Source organism: Streptomyces harbinensis (genome assembly GCF_900116145.1).
In the GTDB taxonomy this organism is placed as follows: domain Bacteria; phylum Actinomycetota; class Actinomycetes; order Streptomycetales; family Streptomycetaceae; genus Streptomyces; species Streptomyces carpaticus.
This window is the reverse complement of the sequence record NZ_FPAB01000010.1, coordinates 30993-55371: the sequence shown is the minus strand read 5'-3', so window position 1 is coordinate 55371 and position 24379 is coordinate 30993. Positions and strand designations below refer to the sequence as shown.

Below are 24379 nucleotides of genomic sequence, written 5' to 3'. Positions count from 1 at the left end.
GGCCCAGCCGTCCTCGCCCGCTCCGGGGCTTCCCCCGCTCACCCATCGGCCGACCGCAGGGAGTGCATTCGGCTGGGCGGCCAGCCGATCCAGTCCGCCCGGCCGATCACCTTGTCCTCGGAAATCGTGCCACCCCCCGGCGCTCCCAGATACTCCCGGGAGTCCGCCGAATCGGAACGGTGGTCACCCATTACCCACAACCGTCCCTCCGGCACCTCGATGTCAAACCTGACCGTCGATGGCTCGTCCCCCGGATACAGGTAGGGCTCATCCAGGGGTTCACCGTTGACCTCGATCCGGCCCTGGGTGTCGCAGCAGACCACCCGGTCGCCGCCGACGCCGATCACCCGCTTCACGTAGTCGGTGCCCGACGCGGGACCGAGCCCGACCGCGGCGCCGGCCGTGCGCAGCAGACCGCCGAGCAGTCCGGGGTCCTCCGGCTCGGCGGCGAAGGTGCCGGCGCCGTCGAAGACGATCACGTCGCCGCGCTGGATCTCACCGCCGAAGCGGTAGGCGAGTTTGTTGACCAGCACCCGGTCACCGACCTGGAGCGTGCCCTCCATGGAACCGCTGGGGATGACGAACGGCTGCACGACGTACGCGCTGGTCGTCCCGAGAAGCAGGACCATGCCCAGGAGTGAGACGGCCCATACACGCACAGAGCGCGACCGCCACCACCTGCCCCGCTCGGAGCCGGCGGAGCGGTCGCGCTCCGGAAGTTGTGCGTCGGAATCGGTCACGCCTGATGGTAACCGGCCACCGGGCAGCGCCCGTCAGCGCTCGCGCTTCTCCTTGATCTTGGCAGCCTTGCCGCGCAGCTCGCGCAGGTAGTACAGCTTGGCGCGGCGGACGGCACCGCGGGTCACGACCTCGATCTTCTCCACGACCGGGGTGTGCACCGGGAAGGTACGCTCCACGCCCACACCGAAGCTGACCTTGCGGACGGTGAAGGTCTCGCGCACACCGGAGCCCTGGCGGCGGATGACGACGCCCTTGAACTGCTGCACACGGGAGCGGTTGCCCTCGATGACGCGCACGTGGACGTTGATGGTGTCACCGGGCCGGAAGGCCGGGACGTCGTCGCGCAGCGACGCGGAGTCGACGGTGTCGAGAAGGTGGGTCATGTCTGGCTGCTCTCTTCGCGGATGCCACAGGCCATCCAGCGGTCATCGTGATGATGGTGGGGTCACGTACGTGTGCTCCCCTCCGGCGGGCGTCGATCCCCCTGTGGCAGGGTCGCGCGCCGGGGCGGGTGAGCCGGGCTATTCTTCCACGCCGGATGACCCGGGCCCAAATCGGCCGTCCGGCCCGGGCCACCAGCCCTCGTCCGCCAGGGTCGCCCGGTCCCGCTTGTCGAACGCCGCGGGGTCGGCTCCGGCGATCAGCTCGGGGCGGTGGGCGATCGTCCGGCGCAGCGCCTCGTCCCGGCGCCACCGCGCGATCTTGCCGTGATGGCCGCTGACCAGTACCTCCGGCACCTCGTGCCCGCGCCAGCTGGGCGGCTTGGTGTAGACCGGGCCCTCCAGCAGGGCCGCCATCGGGCCCGGCGCGAAGGAGTCGTCCTGATGGGAGGCCGCGTTGCCGAGCACCCCGGGGAGGAGCCGGGCGATCGCCTCGGTCATCACCAGTACCGGGGCCTCGCCGCCGGCCAGGACGTAGTCGCCGATGGAGACCTCGCGCACCCGCAGCCGGGCGCCGTACTCCTCGATCACGCGGCGGTCGATGCCTTCGTAGCGGGCAGGGGTGAAGACCAGCCAGGGCGCGGCGGACAGTTCCACGGCGAGCCGCTGCGTGAACGGCACTCCGCTGGGTGTGGGGACGATCAGCTCGGGGATGCCCTCGCCGTCCGCCAGGACCGCGTCCAGCGCCTCTCCCCATGGTTCCGGCTTCATCACCATGCCGGGGCCGCCGCCGTAGGGGGTGTCGTCCACGGTGTGGTGCCGGTCGTGCGTCCACGCGCGCAGGTCGTGCACCCGGACGTCCAGCAGGCCGCGGGCGCGTGCCTTGCCGACGAGGGAGACGTTCAGCGGCTCCAGGTACTCCGGGAAGATGCTGACGATGTCGATCCTCACCGCCGGCCGTCCTCCGCACCGTCGGCGCCGTCCGCGCCGTCCACGCCGGGCGGCTCTTCCAGCAGCCCGGGCGGCGGGTCGATCACCGCGCGCTGCTCGGCCAGGTCGATCTCGGGCACGATCTCGTGCACGAAGGGGATCAGCACCTCTCCGCCGCCGGGCCGGGCCACCACCAGCAGGTCCTGGTACGGCAGGTGGGAGATCTCGGTGATCCGGCCGACCTCCGTGCCGTCCCGCGTGACGACGTCGAGGTCGATCAGCTGGTGGTCGTAGTACTCCTCCGGGTCCTCGGGCGTCTCCTGCGGATCCACCTCGGCGATCAGCAGGGTGTTGCGCAGTGCCTCCGCCGCGCTGCGGTCGGCGACGCCGGAGAACCGCAGGAGCAGCCGTCCGCTGTGCACCCGCCCCGTCTCGATCGTCAGCGGGCCGGTGCCGGGCGGGTCGGTGGCGAGTACGGCGCCGGGTGCGAGCCGTACCTCGGGCTCGTCGGTGCGCACCTCGACGGTGACCTCGCCCTTGATGCCATGGGCACGCCCGATGCGGGCTACAACCAGCTCCACGGTGACTGTTCCGTCTCTTCCCTCAGTGCTGCACGGACAGCCGAAGGCCGGGGGCGTGGTGCTCGGCCCCCGGCCTTCGGTGTGATGCCATCGCGACGGGCCCTCAGCGGACCTCGTCCACGTCGACCAGATCGACCCGGATGCCCCGGCCACCGAGCGCGCCCACGACCGTACGCAGCGATCGGGCGGTCCGGCCGTTGCGGCCGATCACCTTGCCGAGGTCGTCGGGGTGCACCCGGACCTCCAGCACGCGCCCGCGGCGCAGAGTGCGCGAGGCGACCTGAACCTCGTCGGGATTGTCGACGATGCCCTTCACCAGGTGCTCCAGGGCCTCTTCCAGCATCTCAGCCCTCGGTCGACTCGGCCGGAGCGTCGGTGCCCTCGGCGTCGGCCTTCTTCTCGGCCTTGTCGCTCTTCTTGGCCTTCGGGGTGATGGCCTCGCCCTTGGGCTCGCCACCCGACTCCTTGGACGCGGCCTCGAACAGGGCGCGCTTGTCCGGCTTGGGCTCGGCGACCTTGATCGGCGGCGGGGCGGGCAGGCCCTTGAACTTCTGCCAGTCGCCGGTGACCTTGAGGATGGCCAGCACGGGCTCGGTCGGCTGCGCGCCGACACCCAGCCAGTACTGGGCGCGCTCGGAGTCGACCTCGATGCGCGAGGGGTTCTGCACCGGGTGGTACAGGCCGATCTCCTCGATGGCCCGGCCGTCACGGCGGGTGCGGGAGTCGGCGACGACGATGCGGTAGTGCGGCGAACGGATCTTGCCCAGTCGCTTCAGCTTGATCTTGACTGCCACTGCTGTGGTGTCTCCTGAGTCTTGACGTGATGGGCCACAGCGTTCTGCCACGTGGGGTTGCGGCTCAGGAGGGCCCGATGGACGCGCCAGCCGAAGGCGAGAGGGGTCCTGTACGACTGCCGAGTTCAGCGTTTCATTCTGCCACACGGGCGCGGGGGCCCGGAGCACGCCCGGGAAAAGGTGGGGGGACCGGCGCTCGGCGCCGCCCCGGAGGCGTCAGGGGACGGATCCGCTCGCGTCACACGGACGCGGCGACAGCCATCGTCTTTCCGGAGACTGCCGTCTCGGCGATCTGGAAGGGCTTCTTGCAGGCACCGCACATGATGGGGGCCTGTGCGAGGACGGAGGGGACGACCCGCACATTGCGCCCGCATTCGCAGACGGCCTTGACCCGGACGCCACCGCCGGACGAACCGTGCCGGGCGGCGGGCCCTCGGAAACTGCGCTTGGTATCGGTGGCGGTCGCCGCCAGATGAGCCTTGAGGGCTCGCTGGAGGCGCTCGGCCGTGGGTCGGTAACGCCTGCGGGCCTCGGCGTTCATGGTCACCAGGGAGAATCCGCTGCTGGGATGCGGATCCTCGGCATGGTCGAGACCGAGCTCTTCGGCGATCGCCAGGAAGCGGCGGTTGTGATACCGCCCCGCCCGGGAGGTGTCCCGCACTCCACGGGCGGCGGCGATGCCGTGCACAGCCTCGTGCAACAGTCGTTCGAAGGAGAGTTCGTGCCCGCAGGCGGACGACGACTCCCCGATCAGGGATTCGGGGGCGGCCAGATCCGGCAGCTCCGGGTGGTGCCGTTGAATATCGGCCCACGCGTGTGCCAGCTCGGCGGCGAGAACTGGTGGTGTCGTGCTCACGTCGTGTGTAACGAGCAAGGCCCATCCGGTGTTCCGATTACGGTGCCAAGTCCGCGAATTTGCACTTACCCGTCAGTTCATGGCGACGCCGAAATCACCGGAGATCTCGGTCAGTAGGCGCGGCCCACCACAGCGACCGTACCCGGTGCGTCGTCCGACTCCGGCACCGACCCGTCCGCCGCGACCAGGACGCGGACCGACACGGCGTCCCGCGCCAGCCGCGCCTCTCCCTCCGGGCCGAGCCGAGCCCACGGGATCCGGGCCCAGCCGCCCGCCGCCGCGGCCTCCGCCGCCTCCTCCACGGTGGCCACCTCGGTGGTACGGGCCTCGCGCCGTTCGCGGGACTCGCGCAGCAGGTGCGCCTGGTCCTCCTCCAGCAGGGCCGGCAGCAGTTCCGGGAGCGCGGCGAGCGCGACCGGCTGCTTTCCGCCGGGGATGCGGCGCACCAGCGTGGCGGTGCCGTCCGCCAGGTCGCGCGGACCGATCTCGACCCGGACAGGGACGCCCTTCAGCTCCCAGTCCACCGCACGCCGGCCGAACGGGACGTCCGTGCGCTCGTCCGTCTCCACCCGGACGCCGGCCCCGCGCAGCCGCGCCGCGCTCTCGCGCACCGCCGCCGACACCGCGTCGTCGCTCTTCACGGCGAGCACCACGGCCTGCACCGGGGCCAGCCGCGGCGGTACCCGCAGGCCGTGATCGTCGCCGTGCGACATGATCAGGCCGCCGACCATGCGGGTGGAGGCGCCCCAGGAGGTCTGCCACACCAGTTGCCGCGTGCCGTCCGCGCCCAGGTAGCGGGTGTCGAAGGCCTTGGCGAAGTTCTGGCCCAGCTCATGACTGGTGCCCAGTTGCAGGGCCTTTCCGTCGCGCATCATGCCCTCCAGGGTGAGGGTGTTGATGGCGCCGGCGAACCGTTCGGCGGGGGACTTGCGGCCCAGGACGACATCGATGGCCAGCACATTGCGCAGCAGGTCGGCGTAGACCTCGCGGTGGATGCGGGCGGCGTAGTCGCGCGCCTCTTCGTAACTGGCGTGCGCCGTGTGCCCTTCCTGCCACAGGAATTCGGTCGTGCGCAGGAAGACCCGGGGCCGCATCTCCCAGCGCACCACGTTCGCCCACTGGTTGATCAGCAGCGGCAGGTCACGGTAGCTGTTGATCCACTTGGCGAAGTACTCGTTGACGATCGTCTCGGAGGTGGGCCGGACGACCACCGGCTCTTCCAGCCGTTTGCCGCCGCCGTGGGTGACCACCGCGAGCTCGGGCGCGAAGCCCTCCACGTGCTCGGCCTCGCGGCTGAGATAGGACTCCGGGATGAACAGCGGGAAGTAGGCGTTGCGGGCACCCGCCGCCTTGATCCGGGCATCCAGCTCCTGCTGCATCCGCTCCCACAGCGCGTAGCCGTACGGTCGCATCACCATGGTGCCGCGCACCGGCCCGTTGTCCGCCAGCTCGGCCTTGCCGATCAGGTCCTGGTACCAGCGGGGGAAGTCCGCGTGCTGCGGGGTGAGTACGGGAGCCTTGGCCATGGCGGACATGGTACGGCGCCCGGAGCGTACGGTACGCGTCCGGGCGCCGTGGGCACCGCTTCGGTCACTTGGGGGGCAGGATGTCCCGGAACTCCTTGGGCAGCTCGAAGTCACCGGCGTCCTGACCGGCGCCGGGGATGCCGAACGCCGCGCCGCCGCCCTCCGCCTTGCGCTGCGCGTCGGCGGCCTCCTGCTGCCGCCGCTTCATCGGGTTGCCCGACTGGCGCTTGCCCTTGGCCTTCTTCTGCTGCTTGCCCTTGCGCTTGGCGCCGCCGCCCATGCCGGGCATCCCCGGCATGCCGGGCATACCGCCGCCCTGGGCCATCCGCGACATCATCTTGCGGGCCTCGAAGAACCGCTCCACCAGTCCCTTGACGGTGGACACGTCCACGCCGGAACCCCGCGCGATACGGGCCCGCCGCGAGCCGTTGATGATCTTGGGGTCGGCGCGCTCCGCCGGCGTCATGGACTTGATGATCGCGGCGGTGCGGTCCACCTCGCGCTCGTCCAGGTTGTTGATCTGCTCCTTCATCTGGCCCATGCCGGGCATCATGCCGAGCAGCTTGGAGATGGAGCCCATCTTGCGGACCTGCTCCATCTGGGCCAGGAAGTCGTCGAGCGTGAACTCCTTGGGACCCTTCGCCAGCTTGGAGGCCATCGCCTCGGCCTCTTGCTGGCTGAAGGTGCGTTCGGCCTTCTCGATGAGGCTGAGCACATCGCCCATGCCCAGGATCCGGGAGGCCATCCGGTCCGGGTGGAAGGCGTCGAAGTCGTCCAGCTTCTCGCCGTTGGAGGCGAACATGATCTGCCGGCCGGTGACCTGCGCGATGGACAGCGCCGCACCACCGCGCGCGTCGCCGTCCAGCTTGGACAGCACGACGCCATCGAAGCCGACGCCGTCGCGGAATGCCTCGGCGGTGGTGACCGCGTCCTGACCGATCATCGCGTCGACGACGAACAGCACCTCGTCCGGACGCACCGCGTCCCGGATGTCGGCGGCCTGGGCCATCATCTCCTGGTCGATGCCCAGCCGGCCGGCGGTGTCGACGACGACCACGTCGAACTGCTTGTCGCGGGCGTGGACGAGGGAGTCCTCGGCGACCTTGACCGGGTCGCCGACGCCGTTGCCCGGCTCGGGGGCGTAGATGCCGACGCCGGCCCGCTCGGCCACGACGGACAGCTGGTTGACGGCGTTGGGACGCTGGAGGTCCGCGGCGACCAGCAGCGGCGTGTGGCCCTGGTCCTTCAGCCAGCGGCCGAGCTTGCCGGCCAGGGTGGTCTTACCGGCACCCTGGAGGCCGGCCAGCATGATCACGGTGGGCGGATTTTTGGCGAACCGCAGCCGCCGGGTCTCGCCGCCGAGGATGCGGATCAGTTCCTCGTTGACGATCTTGATGACCTGCTGGGCGGGGTTGAGCGCCTTGGAGACCTCGGCGCCCCTGGCCCGTTCCTTGATCTGCCCGATGAAGGCACGCACCACGGGCAGGGCGACATCCGCCTCCAGCAGGGCGATACGGATCTCGCGCGCCGTGGCGTCGATGTCCGCCTCGCTGAGGCGGCCCTTGCCCCTGAGGTTCTTGAACGTCGCCGCTAGGCGGTCGGAGAGTGTGTCGAACACGGCGCTGGCGGATCCCTTGTGGCTCGGCGGTCTCGGATGATCGGTGCCCTCCAGCGTATCCGCATGGCGCGGGTACGGTCAGCCCGCGGGTTCCGCCGGGTCCGGGTCGGGGGTGGGGGCCAGGGCCTGTTCGAGGTCGCGGGCGAGCGCGGCGGCCCGCTCGGCGGGCAGCGGGCCGCCCTGCGGACCGGTGACGTAGAAGGCGTCCACGGCATTGGCGCCGAGTGTGCTGACGTGGGCGCTGCGCACCCGCACCCCGGCGCCTTCCAGGGCGCGGCCGATGCGGTGCAGCAGCCCGGGGGCGTCCTGGGCGCGCACCTCGATGACGGTGGCCAGCGCGGAGCCGAGCGGGGCGACGGTCACCCGCGGCGGCGGGGCCTGCGGCAGGCGGCGGCGTGGCCGTCGGTAGGCGGCTTCGCGTTCGGCGAGCCGGCGGCTGATGTCGAGGGAGCCGTCCAGGACCCGGACGAGGTCGGCGCGGAGTCGTTCTGCTTGCGGCAGGGAGCCGTAGGCGGCGGCTACCCGCCACTGGAGCAGCAGTACCTCGCCCTGGCCGGCCGGGTCGACGGTGCTCAGTTCGGCGGAGCGCACGGTGAGCCGGTGCAGCGCGAGGACGCCGGAGACGGCGGGCAGCACGCCGGGCTGGTCGGGGAGGGCGATGACGAGTTCCACGCCGACCGGTTCGGGTGCCGCCGCGGCGTCGTCGCCCGCGGCGTCGGAGCGGGTGCGCTTCCGGTCCCCGGGCGGCGGCGCGGCGGGCTCCGGCCGGGCCGCGTGCAGGGCGAGGACGGGAGCCTGGGTGCGGAAGGCCTCGACGGCCAGCCGCTCGGCGGCGACGGTGGCCCGGTGCGGTACGGACCGGGCCGGTGCGTCGCCGTCGCTGTCGCCGGCGGCGTCGGCGCCTAGTGCGGCGGCGACGCGCGCGGCGAGGTCGTCGACGAGCGAGGCGCGCCAGGTGGACCAGGCGGCGGGGCCGGTGGCCAGTGCGTCGGCCTCGGTGAGGGCCTGGAGGAGTTCCAGCGTGCCGGTGGAACCGACGAGGCCGGCGACGTGAGCGATCGTGGCCGGGTCGTCCAGGTCACGACGGGTCGCGGTCTCCACGAGCAGCAGGTGGTGGCGTACCACGGTGCCCAGCACCTCGGCATCGGCGGGACCGAAGCCGATGCGGGCGGCCATGTCGCGGGCGATGGTCTCGCCTGCCACGCTGTGGTCGCCGGGCCAGCCCTTGCCGATGTCGTGCAGCAGGGCGGCGATCAGCAGCAGGTCGGGGCGCTGCACGCGGCGGGTGAGGGCGGAGGCGCGGACGGCGGTCTCCACCAGGTGCCGGTCGACGGTCCAGCGGTGCACGGGGTTGCGCTGGGGGCGGCAGCGGACGCGTTCCCAGTCGGGCAGCAGGGTGTCGATGACGCCGCCCGCTTCCAGCGCCTCCCACACGGGAACGGTGTCGGGGCCGGCGCCGAGCAGGGTGATGAACTCCTCGCGGGCCTCCGCCGGCCAGGGAACGGGGAGCGGCGCGGCAGCGGCGGCGAGTGCGTGGACGGCGGGCATCGCCAGCGGCAGTCCGGCCTGGGCGGCAGCGGCGGCGGCGCGCAGCGGCAGCACCGGGTCGCGGTCGGGGCGGGCCGAGCGGGCGAGCACGACTTCGCCGTCCGCTTCGACGACGCCTTCGGCGAGCGGCGTGCGGGTCTCGGCGGGGTGGACGCGGCGGGCGCCGCGGCCACCGAGCAGTTGCCGCAGCCGGGGCCGGGCGGCGCGGGAGCGCAGCACCCGGCCGACCTCGCGCCAGGTGACGTCCGAGGCGTAGGAGATGGTGCGCGCCGCCTCGTACACGCGGCGCAGCAGGGCGTCGGCGTCGAGCAGTCCGAGGGCCTTGGCGACCTGGTCCTGGTCCTCCAGGGCGAGCCGGTCGGTGGCGCGGCCGGTGGTCAGGTGGAGGGCGTCGCGGATGTCGAGCAGGGTGGCGCGGGCGGCTTCGAGGCCGGCCCGGGGTGCGTCGGCGATCCAGGAGGCGGCGACGGCGCGCAGTGCGGTGGCGTCGCGGAGGCCGCCGCGGGCTTCCTTGAGGTCGGGTTCGAGGAGGAAGGGCAGTTCGCCGTGGCGCCGGGCGCGCTCGCGGCCGAGTTCGTGCAGGGCCGGGAGACGGGCGGGCGCCTGGGCGCGCCACTGGGCGAGGAGCGCGGTGCGCAGTTCGGTGGTGAGGGCGGCGTCGCCGGCGATGTGGCGGGCGTCCAGGAGACCGAGGTGAACCTTGAGGTCGTCGGCGGCGGTCTCGTGGGCCTCGGCGAGGGTGCGGACCGAGTGATCGAGGGAGATGCCGAGGTCCCACACCGGGTACCAGACCCGGTCGGCGAGGGCGGCGATCTCCGCGGCGGTGCCGGTGCCGTCGTGCAGGAGCAGCAGGTCGAGGTCGCTGCGTGGTGACAGTTCGCCGCGCCCGTAGCCGCCGACGGCGACCAGCGCGACGCGGGGGGTGTGCGGCCGGTGGCCGAGGAGGCCGGTGAGCCAGGTGTCGGTGAGCTGGGCGAGCTGGGCGCGGCGCGGCGGCCCGGGCCGCGTCTGGTGGTCGGCGAGTGGTTCGCCGAGCAGACGCAGCCTGGCCGCCGCGTACCCGCCGCTGGGGCCCGTGTCCGTGCCGGTGGTGGATGTCGACTCCGCCGTCATGCGGTCCCCAGCTCCTGTTCAGGTGGTCAGGTGGTGCGTGTGCCGCGCCCGGTGCGTCCGGGCGCCCGGTGGGGCCCCGGGGTCACAGGGCGTCGGGGCCGCGGTCCCCGGTGCGGACCCGTACGGCTTCCTCCACGGGAACGCTCCAGACCTTCCCGTCGCCGATCTTCCCGGTGCGTGCCGCCTTGACCACGACGTCGATGAGCTGCTCGGCGTCGTCGTCCTCGACGAGGATCTCCAGGCGGATCTTGGGGACGAGGTCGACGGTGTACTCGGCGCCGCGGTAGACCTCGGTGTGTCCGCGCTGGCGGCCGTAGCCGCTGGCCTCGGTGACGGTCATCCCGTGCACGCCGAAGGCCTGGAGGGCCGACTTGACCTCGTCGAGACGGTGCGGCTTGATCACCGCGGTGATGAGCTTCATGCGTCCACCTTCTTGTCGCCGGCGGCCGTCTGGGTGGTCGCCGGAACGCTGCTGGCCACGGTCACCGAGCCGGTGCCGGTCTGGCTGAAGTCGTACCCGGTCTCCGCGTGGTAGGCCTGGTCGAGCCCGGCGGTCTCCTCCTCCTCGGAGGAACGGAAGCCGATGGTGACGTCGATGATCTTGGCGATGATCCAGGTGACGACGAAGGAGTACGCCATGACGGCGGCAGCCGCGGCGGCCTGGAGGGTGAACTGGGCGAAGCCGCCGGCGCCGTCGATGGCGAGGAAGCCGACGAGCAGGGTGCCGATGATGCCGCCGACGAGGTGGACGCCGACGACGTCGAGGGAGTCGTCGAAGCCCAGCTTGTACTTGAGGCTGACGGCCCAGGCGCAGACCGCGCCGGCGACGAGGCCGATGAGCAGGGCGCCCATGGGGTTGACGTTGGCGCCGGACGGGGTGATGGCGACCAGGCCGGCGATCGCGCCGGAGGCGGCGCCGAGGGTGGTGTAGGCACCGTGCCGGATGCGCTCGTAGGCGAGCCAGCCGAGGACGGCGGTGCCGGTGGCGACCATGGTGTTGAGGGCCATCAGGGCGGCGGTGCCGTTGGCGGCGAGCTCCGAGCCGGCGTTGAAGCCGAACCAGCCGAACCACAGCAGGGCGGCGCCGAGCAGCACCATGGGCAGGTTGTGCGGGCGCATCGGGTCCTTCTTGAAGCCGATGCGCTTGCCGATCACCAGGACGGCGGCGAGGGCCGCGACTCCGGCGTTGATGTGGACGGCGGTGCCGCCGGCGAAGTCGATGACCTCGTGGCCGTCGATCTCCAGTCCGCCGATCCAGCCGTTGTCGCCCCAGACCCAGTGCGCGACCGGGAAGTAGACGATGGAGACCCACACCGCGATGAAGACGGCCCAGGCGCTGAACTTGACGCGGTCGGCCAGGGCGCCGCTGATCAGGGCGGGGGTGAGCACCGCGAACATCAGCTGGAACACGGCGAAGGTGAGCAGGGTCTCGGAGCCCTCGACGCCGAGCATGCCCTTGAAGCCGATGAAGTCCAGGTTGCCGATGATGCCGCCGCCCTCGCCGTTGACGCTGTCACCGAAGGCGAGGGAGAAGCCGTAGAGCACCCACAGCACGCTGGAGATGCCGGTGGCGATGAAGCACATCATGAGCATGTTCAGTGCGCTCTTGACGCGGATCATGCCCCCGTAGAAGAAGGCGAGGCCGGGGGTCATCAACATGACCATGGCGGCACAGATCACCACAAAAGCGATATCTGCTGCTTCCAACGTGAACGTCTCCTCAGAATGACGACCCGTGCGGGCAGGATCTTGGGCGGGTCAGGATGCGCCACAGGCTCCCGGAGGGCCGTTTCCGGTGATGGCCGCCCATGTTTCGCAGGGGTGACGATGAGTAGCGGCATGTTAAGCAGAGATGAAATGGGCAGGCCCCGCACCACGCCCGTACTACGGTGTGCGGCACTGTCCTCCCGGAGTGCGGACAGCGGACCGCCCGCCGTGGGCCACCCGGGCCGACCCGGCGGGGAGGAGCCGGACCGAGCCGCCGCTGGCGGCCACCGCGGCCGGGGACGGGGCAGCCGGGGAGGGCGGGCTCAGCAGGCCCGGACCGCCTCGCTTTCCGGCAGTTCCGCGGTCAGCCGCTCGCTCAGACCGCGGACGGCGGACAGCTCGCCGAAGTCCCGCAGCGCGTTGGCGGAGGTCTTGCGCAGCCGGGTGTTGACCCGCTCCGAGCGCAGCCGCCGCGCCAGCGCGATGGCCTGGCCGGCCCGGCCGACGGCGGCCTCGGGATCGCGGTCCAGCAGGTGCACGGAGGCCATGCCGATCAGGTTGAGTGCATACGACCGCTGGTACCCACCGTTGCCCTGGCTCTCGCATTCCTGCGCGAAGAGCTGTACGGCCCGTTCCATCTCCGGGCGGGCGAGCGAGATGTACGCGGGGCTGCGGCCGGCGATGTAGGCGAGATCCCGGTAGGAGTGGGCGTTCTCCGACCTCAGCTCGGCCTCGGTGAAGAAGCGGATCCAGGGCGGGTCGCGATCGGCGGGACCGGCGTCGGAGAAGGTCTCCTCGGCGGCGCGCGCCGCGCGCACGCACTTGGGCGAGGCTCCCATGGTGGCGTAGGCGCGCGCCTCGATCGCGTGGAGCATGGCCTGGGTACGGGCGGTGGCACCCTCCCGGCTGCCGTACTGCGCGAGGTGGATCAGCTCCAGGGCGTCCTCGGCGCGGCCCAGATGGATCATCTGCCGGCTCATCTGGGACAGGATGAACGCGCCCAGCGGCCGGTCGCCGGACTCCTTGGCGGCGTGCAGGGCGAGGACGAAGTACTTCTGCGCGGTCGGCTGGAGTCCGATGTCGTAGCTCATCCAGCCGGCCAGTTCCGACAGTTCGGCGGTGATCCGGAACAGCCGCCGGCGCACCGGCTCGGGGTGGTTCTCCTGGAGCAGGTCGGTGACCTCGTGCAGCTGGCCGACGACCGCCTTGCGGCGCAGGCCGCCGCCGCACTGGGCGTCCCAGGCGCGGAACTCGGCGGTGGTGTGCTCCAGGAGCTCCAGCTCGGGCACTGACAGACCGTTTCTGCGCTGGCCTCCGCCGCCGGGTCCTTGCGCGGTGGGCAGCGCGATGATCCGGGCGCCGCCCGCCGTTTCCTGGGGAGCGGGGGCGGGGCCGTCGGCGGAGGTGGGGACCAGCCAGCGCTGCATGGGCTCGATCAGCGCGGGGCCCGCCGAGACGGACAGCGAGGTCCCCAGGAACCCGCGCCGGCCCAGCATTAAGTCGCTGCGGGAGAATTCGTTGATCAGCGCCACGGTCTGCCGGCCCGCCCAGGGCAGGTCGATGCCGGAGACGGCGGCGGACTGGCGCGCGGAGCGCAGTCCGAGGTCCTCGATGCCGACGACGCAGCCGAACCGCTCGGAGAACAGCTCGGACAGGATGCGGGGTATGGGCTCGCGCGGCTGTTCGCCGTCGAGCCAGCGGCGTACCCGTGAGGTGTCGGTGCTGATGTGGTGCGCCCCCAGTTCCCTGGCCCGTCGGTTGACCTGGCGGGCGAGTTCGCCCTTGGACCATCCGCTGCGCTGGAACCAGGAAGTGAGCCGCTCGTTGGGGACCTTCTCGGAGGTGCCGCCGTCAGTGCCCACAGTTACGCCCCCATCCCGGCCCGCATCCCGCGCGGGCCGATGGCCGTCGCCTCGTCGTACCTCACGAACTGACGCGCCGTCTGCTGACATCCCGTCTATGAATCTACCGAAAGTAATCCTATGATCACCGACGCGCTGGAGGAGCGATGGCCAATCGCCACCATTCGCCACCCCTCCGATTGAACCTATTGCCCAGCGTGCGCGCTTCACTGGTACGGGGGATGTTCGGCCTCGGGCGGAAGGAAGCACAACTGGGGCGCACTGCGGCGAACGTGCTCCCCCCGGTTACTGCCCGACGATCGTAACTATCGGTATACCGGACCGTTGGAGAGTGCATGGGCTTCACGATCGACGGACTGCGGGAGATCCGGGAGCTGCGGCTTCCGGGCAGGTTGCCGCGGCGGCTGATCCGCAACTCGGTCCGGATGGCGGTCGCCGAGTACACCGGCCTGTGGGGCTGGGACGTCACCCCCGGTGCGCGAGCCCTGCGGCGCGGGCCGGGACCCGGGCGCCCCGAGTGCTCCTGCGGGCGCGCCGAGTGCGCCTCCCCGGGCGCCCATCCGCTCGACCCCGCGCTCACCATCACCGCCGGCACCCCGCTGCGGCAGGCGCTGGCCGACTGGGACCGGGCCCCCGGCGCCTCCGTCCTGCTGCCCACCGGGCGCGGCTTCGACGTGATCGAGGTGCCGTGCGCCCCCGGCCGCCGCGCGCTGCTGCGCCTGGAGCGCATCGGGCTGCCGCTGGGGCCGGTCGCCGAGGCCCCGCACGGCCGCGTCTGGTTCTTCGTCGCACCGGGCGCCGCGGCCCAGCTCCCCCAGCTGCTGTACCGGATGGGCTGGGACGACGCGCTGCCGCAGCTGCGCTGCCTCGGGCCGGGGGGCCACATCACCGCACCACCGTGCGAGTACGGGGGTTACGGCCCGGTGCGCTGGCTGCGCGCGCCGGATCTGGAGTGCGCCGAGCCGCCGCCGGCCCGGCTGCTGGTCGGGGCGCTGGCGTACGTGTGCCACCGCGCCGCCGGCTGACCGGGCCGACGGCGCCCGGCCGCGCGTCGTCCCGCCGTACGGGCCGCCGCGCCGGGCCGTACGGCACGCCTTCCGGGGCGGGCGCGGGCCCGGCCGGACGAACCGGCCGGGTCGTACGTGCGCAGGCCCGCCGTCGTACCCCGCCGTCCGCGGCCGTCAGCCGATGAGCGCGTCCACGAACGCCTCGGGCTCGAACGGCGCCAGGTCGTCCGCGCCCTCGCCCAGACCGACCAGCTTCACCGGCACCCCCAGCTCCCGCTGCACGGCGATCACGATGCCGCCCTTGGCGGTGCCGTCCAGCTTGGTCAGAGCGATCCCGGTGATGTTGACGACCTCGGCGAAGACCCGCGCCTGGACGAGACCGTTCTGACCGGTGGTGGCGTCCAGGACGAGCAGCACCTCGTTGACCGGGCCCTGCTTCTCCACCACCCGCTTGACCTTGCCCAGCTCGTCCATCAGGCCGGTCTTGGTGTGCAGCCGGCCGGCGGTGTCCACCAGCACCACATCGGCGCCCTCCGCGATGCCCTCACGGACCGCGTCGAAGGCCACCGAGGCGGGGTCGCCGCCCTCCGGGCCCCGCACCGTGCGGGCGCCCACCCGCTCGCCCCAGGTGCTGAGCTGCTCCGCGGCGGCGGCGCGGAAGGTGTCCGCGGCACCGAGTACCACCGACTTGCCGTCCGCGACCAGCACCCGGGCGAGCTTGCCGGTCGTGGTGGTCTTTCCGGTGCCGTTGACACCGACGACCAGCACGACGGCCGGCCGCTCCTCGCCCTCCACCGAGACGCCGCCCTCGGTGTGGACCGCGCGATCCAGGTCGGGGCCGACCACGGCGAGCAGTTCCTCGCGCAGCAGGGCGCGCAGTTCCTCGGGGCTGCGGGTGCCCAGTACGCGGACGCGTTCGCGCAGCCGCTCGACCAGTTCCTGGGTGGGTCCGACACCGACGTCCGCCGTCAGCAGGATGTCCTCGATCTCCTCCCAGGTGTCCTCGTCGAGGCGCTCGCGGGAGAGCAGGCTCAGCAGCCCCTGGCCGAAGGCCGACTGGGAACGGGAGAGCCGGGCGCGCAGCCGGACCAGTCGCCCGGCGGTGGGCTCGGGGGTCTCCAGCGCGGGGGCGGGCGGCGGCGGGGCGACGGGCGGCAGGGTCACGTCCTCGACCGTGCGCCGCTCCTCCTCCGTCGCCGGCGGGGACGCCTCGTCCCCCAGCCGGGGCTCGGCGGGCGGCGCCTCCTGCGTTCCGGTTCCGGCGCCGCTCGCGGTGCCCGTGCCGGTGGCTCCGCCGTTGCCCTCCTCCTTCTTTCGGGGCAGCGCCTTCCTGCGGCGGCTGCCGACGACCAGCCCCGAGATCGCGGCGATGGCGACCAGAGCGATGACTACGGCGAGAATCACGGTTTCCATAACGCGACTCAGTATCGCCGACAGCCCCCGCCGGCGGCGCGGGACTCAGCCCATCTCCTCCAGCGTCTTCCCCTTGGTCTCCGGCACCAGGGCCCAGACGAACGGGATCGACAGCACGGCGAAGATCGTGTACATGACGTACGCGCCGGACAGGTTCCAGTCCGACAGGGTCGGGAAGCTCTGGCTCACGGCGAAGTTCGCCACCCACTGCGCGGACGCCGCCACCCCGAGCGCGGCGGCCCGCAGCCGGCCGGGGAACATCTCCCCCAGCAGCACCCACACCACCACACCCCACGACAGGGCGAAGAACAGCACAAAGCCGTGCGCCGCGATCAGCGCCGCCGTGGCCTGCGCCTGCGGCATGGAGATGTCGTCCCCGGCACCGGCGCGGAAGGAGAAGGCCCACGCCGCCACACCCAGCGACACCGCCATGCCCGCCGAGCCGATCAGGGCGAGCGGCTTGCGGCCGATCCGGTCCACGAACAGCATCGCGACGACGGTGCCGACGATGTTGATGATGGAGGTGGTGAACGAGTAGAAGAACGAGGTCTCGGGGTTGACCCCGACGGACTGCCAGAGCGAGTTCGAATAGTAGAAAATCACGTTGATGCCGACGAGCTGCTGGAAAACGGACAGGCCGATGCCGATCCATACGATCGGCAGCAGTCCGTACCGCCCGCCCAGCAGGTCCCGCCAGCGCGAACGGTGCTCGCCGTGGATCGCGGCGGTGATCTCCGCCGCCCGGGCGTCCAGGTCCGTGCCCCGTGCCTCCACATCGGCCAGGACCCGCTTGGCCGCCTCGGTGCGCCCCCGCAGCAGCAGATAGCGCGGCGACTCCGGGATGCGCAGCGACAGCAGCCCGTACAGCACCGCCGGGACCATCTCGATCCCCAGCATGATCTGCCACGCCTCCAGGCCGAGCAGCTGGCCGCGCTGGTCTCCGTCTGCGAGGTTGACCACGGCCCAGTTCACCAGCTGGGAGACCGCGATACCCAGCACGATCGCGGCCTGCTGGAACGAGGCCAGCCGCCCGCGGTACTCCGCCGGGGACACCTCCGCGATGTACGCGGGGGCGATCACCGACGCCATCCCGATCGCGACCCCGCCCACCACGCGCCAGAACGCCAGGTCCCACACAGCGAACGGCAGCATCGAGCCCAGGCCGCTGACGAAGAACAGCGCCGCCGCCAGCTGCATGACCCTGATCCGGCCGATCCGGTCCGCCAGCCGTCCCGCGACCATCGCGCCGAGCGCCGCGCCCAGCAGGGCGATGGCCACGACCGTGCCGAGTGTCCCGGAGGCGACGTCGAACCTTCCCCTGATGCCTTCGACCGCGCCGTTGATGACGGCGGAGTCGTAGCCGAAGAGAAAGCCGCCCATCGCGGCGGTGGCGGCGATGAACACCACGAAGGTGAGATGCGGGGGGCGGCCCTCCGGTGTCCGGTTGTCGGCGCTGGTGGTACTGGTCACGGCGTCACTTCCCTGGAACCGGCCGGCGAGGCGGTCGCGCACCACCGGCCACGAACGACACTGTTCTCCTCCAGTGCCGCATACCCGGCGCCTGCGCACCACACGACAGGCGATGGTGCGAGGTCAGGCGAGCCGCTGGCTGATGACCTTGGAGACGCCGTCGCCCTGCATCGACACGCCGTACAGCGCGTCGGCGACCTCCATCGTGCGCTTCTGGTGGGTGATCACGATCAGCTGCGAGCTGTCCCGCAACTCCCGCATGATGCGGATCAGCCGCTGGAGATTGGTGTCGTCCAGCGCCGCCTCCACCTCGTCCATCACGTAGAAGGGGCTGGGGCGTGCCTTGAAGATGGACACCAGCAGCGCCACGGCTGTCAGCGAGCGCTCGCCGCCGGAGAGGAGGGAGAGCCGCTTGACCTTCTTCCCGGGCGGGCGGGCCTCCACCTCGACGCCGGTGGTCAGCATGTCGGAGGGATCGGTGAGGACGAGCCGCCCGTCACCGCCGGGGAACAGCCGCGAGAACACGCCCCCGAACTCGCGCGCGGTGTCGTGGAACGCCTCCGTGAACACCTGCTCGACGCGTTCGTCGACTTCCTTGATCAGCCCCAGCAGTTCGGCCCTGGTCTTCTTCAGATCCTCCAGCTGTTCGCTCAGGAACTGGTGGCGCTCCTCCAGCGCCGCGAACTCCTCCAGCGCCAGTGGGTTGACCTTGCCCAGTTGCTTGTAGGCCCGCTCGGCCGCCTTCAGCCGCTTCTCCTGTTCGGCGCGGCGGAACGGCCGTGGCTGATTGCGGGGGTGGGCGGGGTCATCGGGCAGGGTCTCTCCCTCGGCGGGCGGGGAGGGCGGTACGGGCTGGTCGGGGCCGTACTCCGCCAGCAACGCCTCGGGTTCCACGCCCAGCTCCTCCAGGGCGCGTTCCTCCAGCTGCCGGATCCGCAGCCGCTTCTCGGCGCCGAGCACCTCGCCCCGGTGTACGGAGTCGGTGAGCTTGTCGAGCTCCGCCTTCAGCTCGCGGCCGGCGGCGCGCGCCGTCGACAGAGCGCTCTCCTTGGCGGCGCGAGCGCTCTCCGCAGCGGCGCGTTCCTGTTCGGCGCGGGTGAGCGACACCTCGATGTGGGCGAGCAGCTGGGCGGCGCCGTCGGCCACGGCGGTGGCGACGGCCGCTTCGTGACGGAGCCGGGCGCGCCGCTGTTCGGCGCGGGCGCGCGCCTCGCGCTCGGCGCGGGCGGCGCGGTCCAGGGCGTCCGCGCGGCCGGCCAGGGCTCTGACGCGCTCCTCGTGGGTACGGACCTGGAGCCGCGCCTCCATCTCCGTCTGCCGCGCGTTGGCCCCGTCGGCGGCGAGCCGGTCCCGTGCGGTGGTGTCGGGGTCCTCGTCCTCGCCGGCGGCGTCCTCGGCGACGGCCAGCCGTTCGGCCAGTTCCTCGGCCTGGGTGGTGGCCGTCCGCAGCGCCTCCCTGGCCCGCTGCACGGCGGCGGCGGAGCGCTCCGCCTCGCCGGCGGCGGCGCGGGCTGCACCGGCCAGCCGGCCGAGGTCCTGGCCGATCCGGGACCGCTCGCGCCCGGCGGCGGACAGCCGCCGCGCCAGATCCTCCGCCGCGGCGGCGCGGTCGCGGCGATCGGCCTCGGCGGCCTCGCGGGCGCCGGACAGTTCCTCGCACCGCTTCTCCAGCTCGCTCAGCCGGGCAGCGGCCTCGTCGACGGACGCCTGGACCTCGAGCAGGCTGGGCGCACCGGCCGAGCCGCCCTGCGCCAGGCGCCGGCCGAGGACATCGCCCTCGGCGGTGACGGCGGTGAGGCCACCGTCCGCAGCGAGTACCGCCGCGGCATCGTCGAGACCGGGGACCACCACGGTGTCGCGCAGGAACCACCGGACCGTCTCCAGCACGTGGGGCGGACCGTCGACGAGCTCGGCGGCGAACACGCGGCCCGTTCCGCCGGACGGAGCGCCGTCCCCCGAGCGCGCGGCGGGCAGGGAACCTGCCCGCGGCTGCCCCCCGCCGAGCCCCGCGGCGGGCGGCGCAGGCGCGGTGCTCGGAACCGTCGCCCCCGCCCTGGAGGGCCGGGCCGCCGCGGCGTCGACACGTGCCCCGGCTCGCGCCGGTCCCGGTACTGCGGTCCGCCGCGCGGAAGCGCCGTCCGCAGGAGCGGCGGGGCCGTGGTCGAACTCCGGGGGCGCGCACCCCGGATCGGCTTCTCGCTCCGGCCCCTCCCCCGCCGGGACAGCGGCGGGGGCCTCGGGCGCACCCGACGCCGCCGTGTCGGCGGCGCGGGGGCCGGATACCAAGGAGTCGGAGACCTCGCCTCGTGTCGGCTCGCCCGGGGCCGGGGCCCGCCGCGCCGCCGCTTCTCCGGCGGTGTGACCGGCTACGGCGGACGTGGCATCTTCTTCCCGCCGTGCGCTCATCGGGTCACGGGCGTCCGTCTCCCGCATTCCGGGCTGATCGTCGGAGGGGGCCGGTGTCCCGGCCGCGGGTGCGTCCGTCTCTGCCGCCCTGCCGGCGGCGTGGTCGGGGGAATCCGGGGCGGCAGAGTTCTCCTCCCCCGCCGCCGTCTGCGGGACGGCGGGCTGGGCCGCTGTCGTGCTCTGCTCCCTCGGCCCTTCGGTGGTGTCGTGGCCGGGGGTTGAGGAGGAGGCGAGGAGGCCGCCTTCCGTGGCGTCGGCGGCGGCTCCGGCTGATGCCGACGGGCCCGGGGTGCGCCGGGCGGCGGCGTGGCTGGTGCCTGTATCGGCGGCGGAGCCGGACGGGGTGGGTGTGGGTGTGGGGCTTTCGTCGGCCGCCGCTGGGTCGGAGTCCACGGCTTGCTGCTTCGCGGAGCCGGCGACGGGGCTCGTGGTCGGCGAGGACGGGGCGTCCTGGGTGGCTGCCGGTGCCGGGCGGGGGACGCGGGTGTCCGCGGCGGAGGTGGTGGCAGCCGCTCCCGGCACCGTCCGGCCGGGGCATGCGCTGGACGGCCCGGTGGGGGCGAGCAGGAGAGTGGCCCGGCCGGCGTCGGTGCTGCGGAGGTGGCGCAGGGCCGCGGCGGCGGTGGCGGGGCCGTCCACCGCGACGGCGTCGGCGGCGGCGCCGAGCGCGGCGGCGACGGGGACCTCGAAGCCGGGGCTGACGGTGATCAGTTCGGCGGCGGGGCCCAGGACGCCGCCGAGCGCGTCGGCCGCCGCCAGCACGGCGCCGCTGCCGTCCTTGCGTCGCAGCCCGAGCGCCAGGGCCTCGTGGCGGGCGCCGAGCGCGGCCCGTTCGCGTTCGGCGGCGGTCAGCGCGTCGCGGGCGGCGGCGAGGGCGGCCTCGGCCGCCGCCAGACGTTCCACCGCCTCTTCGTGCTCGGCGGCCAGTTCGCTGTCGCCGGCCTCCAGGCCCGCCACCTCGGCGCTCAGCGTCCGGTGTTCTTCCCCGGCGCTCTCCGCGCGGCGCACCGCTTCCTCGTGGGCCTCTGTGAGCCGGTCGATCTCCGCCTGGGCCGCGGCGGCGCGGCTGCGGGCGGCGGCGGCCTGGCCGTGCAGCCGGGCCAGCCCTTCGCGGCGGTCGGCGACCGCGCGGGCGGCGTCCCGCAGCCGGCGCTCCTCCGCCGCCAGATCCCGTTCCAGCGCCGCGCGGTGTTCGACGGTGTCCTCCAGAGCGCGCCCGGCGGCCTCCAGGGCGGCTTCGAGTTCGGCTTCCTGCTCCCTGATGCGCGCGGCCTCGCGGGCCATGTCCTCCGGGTCCCGGCCGCGGCGTTCCTCGGGGGCGCCGCTGCCGGCGCTGGCGATACGGGCCTCGGCCAGGGAACGCGTACCGCGCACGCGTTCGGCCAGCTGGGAGAGTTCGTACCAGGTCTGCTGGGCCCCCTGGAGCCGGGGGGCCAGGGCCCGTACCTCCTCCTCCAGTGCGGCCTCCGTGCGCGCCGCCTCGCGCAGCCGCTGCTCCGCCGCTTCCCTGCGTTCCCTGAGCGCCGTCTCGTCGGCGATCTCGGCGGCGAGGGCGCGGCGCTGGCCGGTCAGCTCGTCGGCGAGGAGCCGCAGCCGCGCGTCGCGCAGGTCGGCCTGGATGACGGCGGCGCGGCGGGCGACGGCGGCCTGCCGGCCCAGCGGCTTCAGCTGGCGGCGCAGTTCGTCGGTGAGGTCCTGGACCCGGGCGAAGTTGGCCCGCATGGCGTCCAGCTTGCGCAGCGCCTTCTCCTTGCGCTTGCGGTGCTTGAGTACGCCGGCGGCCTCTTCGATGAAGGCGCGGCGGCCGGCGGGGTCGGCGTGCAGGACGGAGTCGAGCTGGCCCTGGCCGACGATGACGTGCATCTCCCGGCCGATGCCGGAGTCGGAGAGCAGGTCCTGGACGTCCAGCAGCCGGCAGGTGTCGCCGTTGATCTGGTACTCGCTGCCGCCGTTGCGGAACATGATCCGGGTGATGGTGACTTCGGCGTAGTCGATGGGCAGCGCGCCGTCGGCGTTGTCGATCGTGAGGGAGACCTCGGCGCGGCCGAGCGGCGGACGGCCGGTGGTCCCGGCGAAGATGACGTCCTCCATCTTGCCGCCGCGCAGGGATTTGGCGCCCTGTTCGCCCATGACCCAGGTCAGCGCGTCGACCACGTTGGACTTGCCCGACCCGTTGGGGCCCACCACGCAGGTGATCCCGGGTTCGAAGCGCAGCGTGGTGGCCGAGGCGAAGGACTTGAAGCCGCGCAGGGTCAGGCTCTTGAGGTGCACGCCGTCGGACTTTACTCCCCGGCCGTCCCGGATCGGCCGTTTCGACGCGGGGGATGGGGGGCACATCAGTAGTTGAGCCAACGCGGTCCGTAGACCGGGAGGCGCCCCGAGCAGAACGGTGGTGATGACCCGGACATGACGAAGGGACGCCGAAGCGTCCCTCGCATGATCCGCAGGCGGTGCGTGTGTGCCGTGCCGTCCTGTCCTCGTCCTTGAGGTCAGGTCAGAGCGGGCTCCGCCTTGTGCACATCGATGCCGTCGAGCACCGGGTCGCTGTGCCGAGTGGCGGCGGCCAGCGCGTCGTTTTCCGCCTGGACGCGCAGAAGCTGCGTCTCCAGGTCCTGTACGCGCTGCTGAAGCCGTCGCATCTCGGCAAGGACTCGGGGGTCGGAGCCGCCGATGTGACCGAGAAGCGCCTTTGCCATGATGGATGGTCCTCCACACTGAGTGACCGACCGAAGCCGTGGTAGGTCGTGAGGGATAACGCCCGCGGTGGGTGCTCGGCACCCTCTTCTCAAGGCCACATAGCTGAGATGCGCGGGGATTTCAGAGTCTCACCAAAAAGTGGGACGGTCAACACGATCACACCGCGTATCGCCGGGGGTGCCGGGCCCGCGAAGACCGGACACCGCCGGGAGGCCGGGGCGCCGTGGGGGGCGCGGGCGGCGGCTTCGGGCAGTGATCGGTTGGCAGCCTTGCACGTGGGAGCGGGGTTGGCAACCACTTTCCGGTTCCGAACCCGCCACGTGTCGATCACCCGATCAGCGGATGGCGAAGTCCGGGTAGGTGTCCCGGGGTGTGTCCCAAATCTCGGTGACGCCGTCCACCCGCCCGGGCGTGTCGCCGGTCCTGGTCCACTCCAGCAGCCGTTCGCAGCGCTCCCGGGGGCCCTCGGCGACGATCTGCACCCGGCCGTCCGCGAGGTTGGAGGCGAATCCGCGCAGCTCACCGATGGCGAGGGCCTGCGCCCGGGTGTACCAGCGAAAACCCACGCCCTGCACGTGGCCGCGTACCCAGGCCGTCATCCGGACCGGCTGGGACGGGTCGGTTTCGTGGGGCGTGGGTTCCTTCATGTGACGCACGCTATCCGGCCATCCGCACACGGCGCAGCCACGCCGCGCTCACGATGCCGTAAAGTCACGCGGCAGTAACGACCACTCATTCGAGTGATCTTTAAGTTGTCGAGTTGACGAGGACGGTGCCACCGATGGGTCGCCATCGCCGCTCCATGCACACCCCGGCGCCTCTTCCCGCCCCGCGCGACGGGGACGGCCACCGGGGCGCACACCGAAGAAAGAGCCCCGCCCGCGCCGGACTGCTGGGCGTCTCCGCCGCGCTCACCGTGGGCGCCATCGCCGTGGGATCCGGCCTGATGCCGGGGATGGCGGACCGCTTCACCCTGACCGACACCGACGACCTCCAGGCCCGTCCCGGGCCGAGCGAGGACCGGCTCGTCGTCGGTTCCCCCTCCGCCTCCCCGTCCCTGGAGCGCGGCGGCGCCGCCGCCGAGGACCGCGAGGAAGCCGCCAGCCGCGGCCAGGACCGCACCGCCAGCCCCGAGCCCTCACCCTCGCCCGAGGCCACCGAGAGCGAACCGGAGGCCGACCCCGAGCCGTCCGAGGAGCCCTCCGCCGAGGCACCCGCCGAAGAGCCCAGCCCCTCGGCGTCCGCCGAGCCCTCGGCACCGGAACCGTCCGCCGAGGCACCCAAGCCCGCCCCGAGCACCCCGGCGCCCGAACCCGAACCCTCCCCCAGCCAGGACGCCGCCGACGCCGCGGCCGACGCCGTGCTGCGGCTGGTGAACCAGGAACGCGCCCAGGCCGGCTGCCGTCCCCTGGTCCGCGACGCCGCCCTCGCGGGCCTCGCCACCGACTTCAGCCGGGACATGGCCCAGCGCGGCTTCTTCTCGCACACCGACCCCGACGGCCGTTCCCCCTGGGACCGCGCCCAGGCGGCCGGCATAACGAACATGGGCGGCGAGAACATAGCCCGCGGTCAGCAGGATGCCCAGGCCGTCATGGACGCCTGGATGAACAGCGAGGGACACCGCGCCAACATCCTCAACTGCGACTTCACCACGCTCGGCGTCGGCGTGCACCTGGGCGACGGCGGCCCCTGGTGGACCCAGGCCTTCGGCTACTGACCCGGCCCGTCAC

General features: G+C 72.7%; 20 protein-coding genes. 2 read left to right on the top strand and 18 right to left on the bottom strand.

Features of this window, described 5'->3' with window-relative positions:
• Positions 1–38 precede the first annotated feature (38 nt).
• From lepB to nsdA, 13 genes are all read right to left on the bottom strand, one after another.
• Complete coding sequence (gene lepB, locus BM385_RS22970) at positions 39–629, bottom strand: signal peptidase I (RefSeq protein WP_019435526.1); 591 nt, start codon at positions 627–629, stop codon at positions 39–41.
• Between the two features lie 144 nt (positions 630–773).
• The gene (rplS, locus tag BM385_RS22965; RefSeq protein ID WP_019435525.1) at positions 774–1124 is read right to left on the bottom strand and encodes a 50S ribosomal protein L19; all 351 of its coding nucleotides are present in this window, start codon (positions 1122–1124) and stop codon (positions 774–776) included.
• 138 nt (positions 1125–1262) lie between these two features.
• The gene (gene trmD, locus BM385_RS22960; protein ID WP_019435524.1) at positions 1263–2072 is read right to left on the bottom strand and encodes a tRNA (guanosine(37)-N1)-methyltransferase TrmD; all 810 of its coding nucleotides are present in this window, start codon (positions 2070–2072) and stop codon (positions 1263–1265) included.
• The gene (gene rimM / locus BM385_RS22955) at positions 2069–2632 is read right to left on the bottom strand and encodes a ribosome maturation factor RimM (RefSeq protein ID WP_019435523.1); all 564 of its coding nucleotides are present in this window, start codon (positions 2630–2632) and stop codon (positions 2069–2071) included. Before rimM ends, trmD begins: the two co-directional genes overlap by 4 nt.
• Before the next feature lie 103 nt (positions 2633–2735).
• A complete protein-coding gene (locus BM385_RS22950; protein ID WP_019435522.1) occupies positions 2736–2975 on the bottom strand; it encodes an RNA-binding protein in 240 nt (79 codons plus the stop codon).
• A 1-nt stretch (position 2976) separates the two neighbouring features.
• Positions 2977–3426 carry a 30S ribosomal protein S16 gene (gene rpsP / locus BM385_RS22945; RefSeq protein ID WP_019435521.1) on the bottom strand — a complete coding sequence of 150 codons (450 nt, stop codon included), beginning with the start codon at positions 3424–3426 and terminating at the stop codon, positions 2977–2979.
• 238 nt (positions 3427–3664) lie between these two features.
• Complete coding sequence (locus BM385_RS22940; RefSeq protein ID WP_026047736.1) at positions 3665–4282, bottom strand: hypothetical protein; 618 nt, start codon at positions 4280–4282, stop codon at positions 3665–3667.
• Positions 4283–4392: 110 nt separating this feature from the next.
• Positions 4393–5808, bottom strand: coding sequence for a proline--tRNA ligase (proS, locus tag BM385_RS22935; RefSeq protein WP_026047735.1), 1416 nt, complete (start codon positions 5806–5808; stop codon positions 4393–4395).
• A gap of 64 nt (positions 5809–5872) precedes the next feature.
• Entirely contained in the window at positions 5873–7426 is a 1554-nt protein-coding gene (ffh, locus tag BM385_RS22930; RefSeq protein WP_019435518.1) for a signal recognition particle protein, read from the bottom strand.
• Positions 7427–7504: 78 nt separating this feature from the next.
• Complete coding sequence (locus tag BM385_RS22925) at positions 7505–10087, bottom strand: [protein-PII] uridylyltransferase (RefSeq protein WP_019435517.1); 2583 nt, start codon at positions 10085–10087, stop codon at positions 7505–7507.
• A gap of 82 nt (positions 10088–10169) precedes the next feature.
• Positions 10170–10508: a P-II family nitrogen regulator gene (locus BM385_RS22920; RefSeq protein WP_019435516.1), complete on the bottom strand. Its 339-nt coding sequence runs from the start codon at positions 10506–10508 to the stop codon at positions 10170–10172.
• Positions 10505–11794: an ammonium transporter gene (locus tag BM385_RS22915; RefSeq protein ID WP_037756506.1), complete on the bottom strand. Its 1290-nt coding sequence runs from the start codon at positions 11792–11794 to the stop codon at positions 10505–10507. Before BM385_RS22915 ends, BM385_RS22920 begins: the two co-directional genes overlap by 4 nt.
• Positions 11795–12117: 323 nt before the next feature.
• On the bottom strand, positions 12118–13656 hold the full coding sequence (gene nsdA / locus BM385_RS22910) for a transcriptional repressor NsdA (RefSeq protein WP_093844241.1): 1539 nt from the start codon (positions 13654–13656) through the stop codon (positions 12118–12120).
• A gap of 335 nt (positions 13657–13991) precedes the next feature.
• Here nsdA and BM385_RS22905 point away from each other — a divergent pair, with 335 nt between their 5' ends.
• Positions 13992–14681: a bifunctional DNA primase/polymerase gene (locus BM385_RS22905; RefSeq protein ID WP_019435513.1), complete on the top strand. Its 690-nt coding sequence runs from the start codon at positions 13992–13994 to the stop codon at positions 14679–14681.
• Between the two features lie 156 nt (positions 14682–14837).
• On the opposite strand, the gene ftsY is transcribed toward BM385_RS22905, so the two are convergent.
• From ftsY to BM385_RS22880, 5 genes are all read right to left on the bottom strand, one after another.
• On the bottom strand, positions 14838–16076 hold the full coding sequence (gene ftsY / locus BM385_RS22900) for a signal recognition particle-docking protein FtsY (RefSeq protein WP_019435512.1): 1239 nt from the start codon (positions 16074–16076) through the stop codon (positions 14838–14840).
• A 45-nt stretch (positions 16077–16121) separates the two neighbouring features.
• Positions 16122–17546: a sugar porter family MFS transporter gene (locus BM385_RS22895; protein WP_026047733.1), complete on the bottom strand. Its 1425-nt coding sequence runs from the start codon at positions 17544–17546 to the stop codon at positions 16122–16124.
• A gap of 123 nt (positions 17547–17669) precedes the next feature.
• A complete protein-coding gene (locus BM385_RS22890; protein ID WP_139275225.1) occupies positions 17670–22223 on the bottom strand; it encodes an AAA family ATPase in 4554 nt (1517 codons plus the stop codon).
• Between the two features lie 218 nt (positions 22224–22441).
• The gene (locus BM385_RS22885; RefSeq protein ID WP_019435509.1) at positions 22442–22648 is read right to left on the bottom strand and encodes a hypothetical protein; all 207 of its coding nucleotides are present in this window, start codon (positions 22646–22648) and stop codon (positions 22442–22444) included.
• A 336-nt stretch (positions 22649–22984) separates the two neighbouring features.
• On the bottom strand, positions 22985–23296 hold the full coding sequence (locus tag BM385_RS22880; RefSeq protein WP_019435508.1) for an acylphosphatase: 312 nt from the start codon (positions 23294–23296) through the stop codon (positions 22985–22987).
• Between the two features lie 134 nt (positions 23297–23430).
• Between BM385_RS22880 and BM385_RS22875 the strand changes: the two genes are divergently transcribed.
• The gene (locus BM385_RS22875; protein ID WP_093844239.1) at positions 23431–24366 is read left to right on the top strand and encodes a CAP domain-containing protein; all 936 of its coding nucleotides are present in this window, start codon (positions 23431–23433) and stop codon (positions 24364–24366) included.
• The last annotated feature ends 13 nt before the right edge of the window (positions 24367–24379 follow it).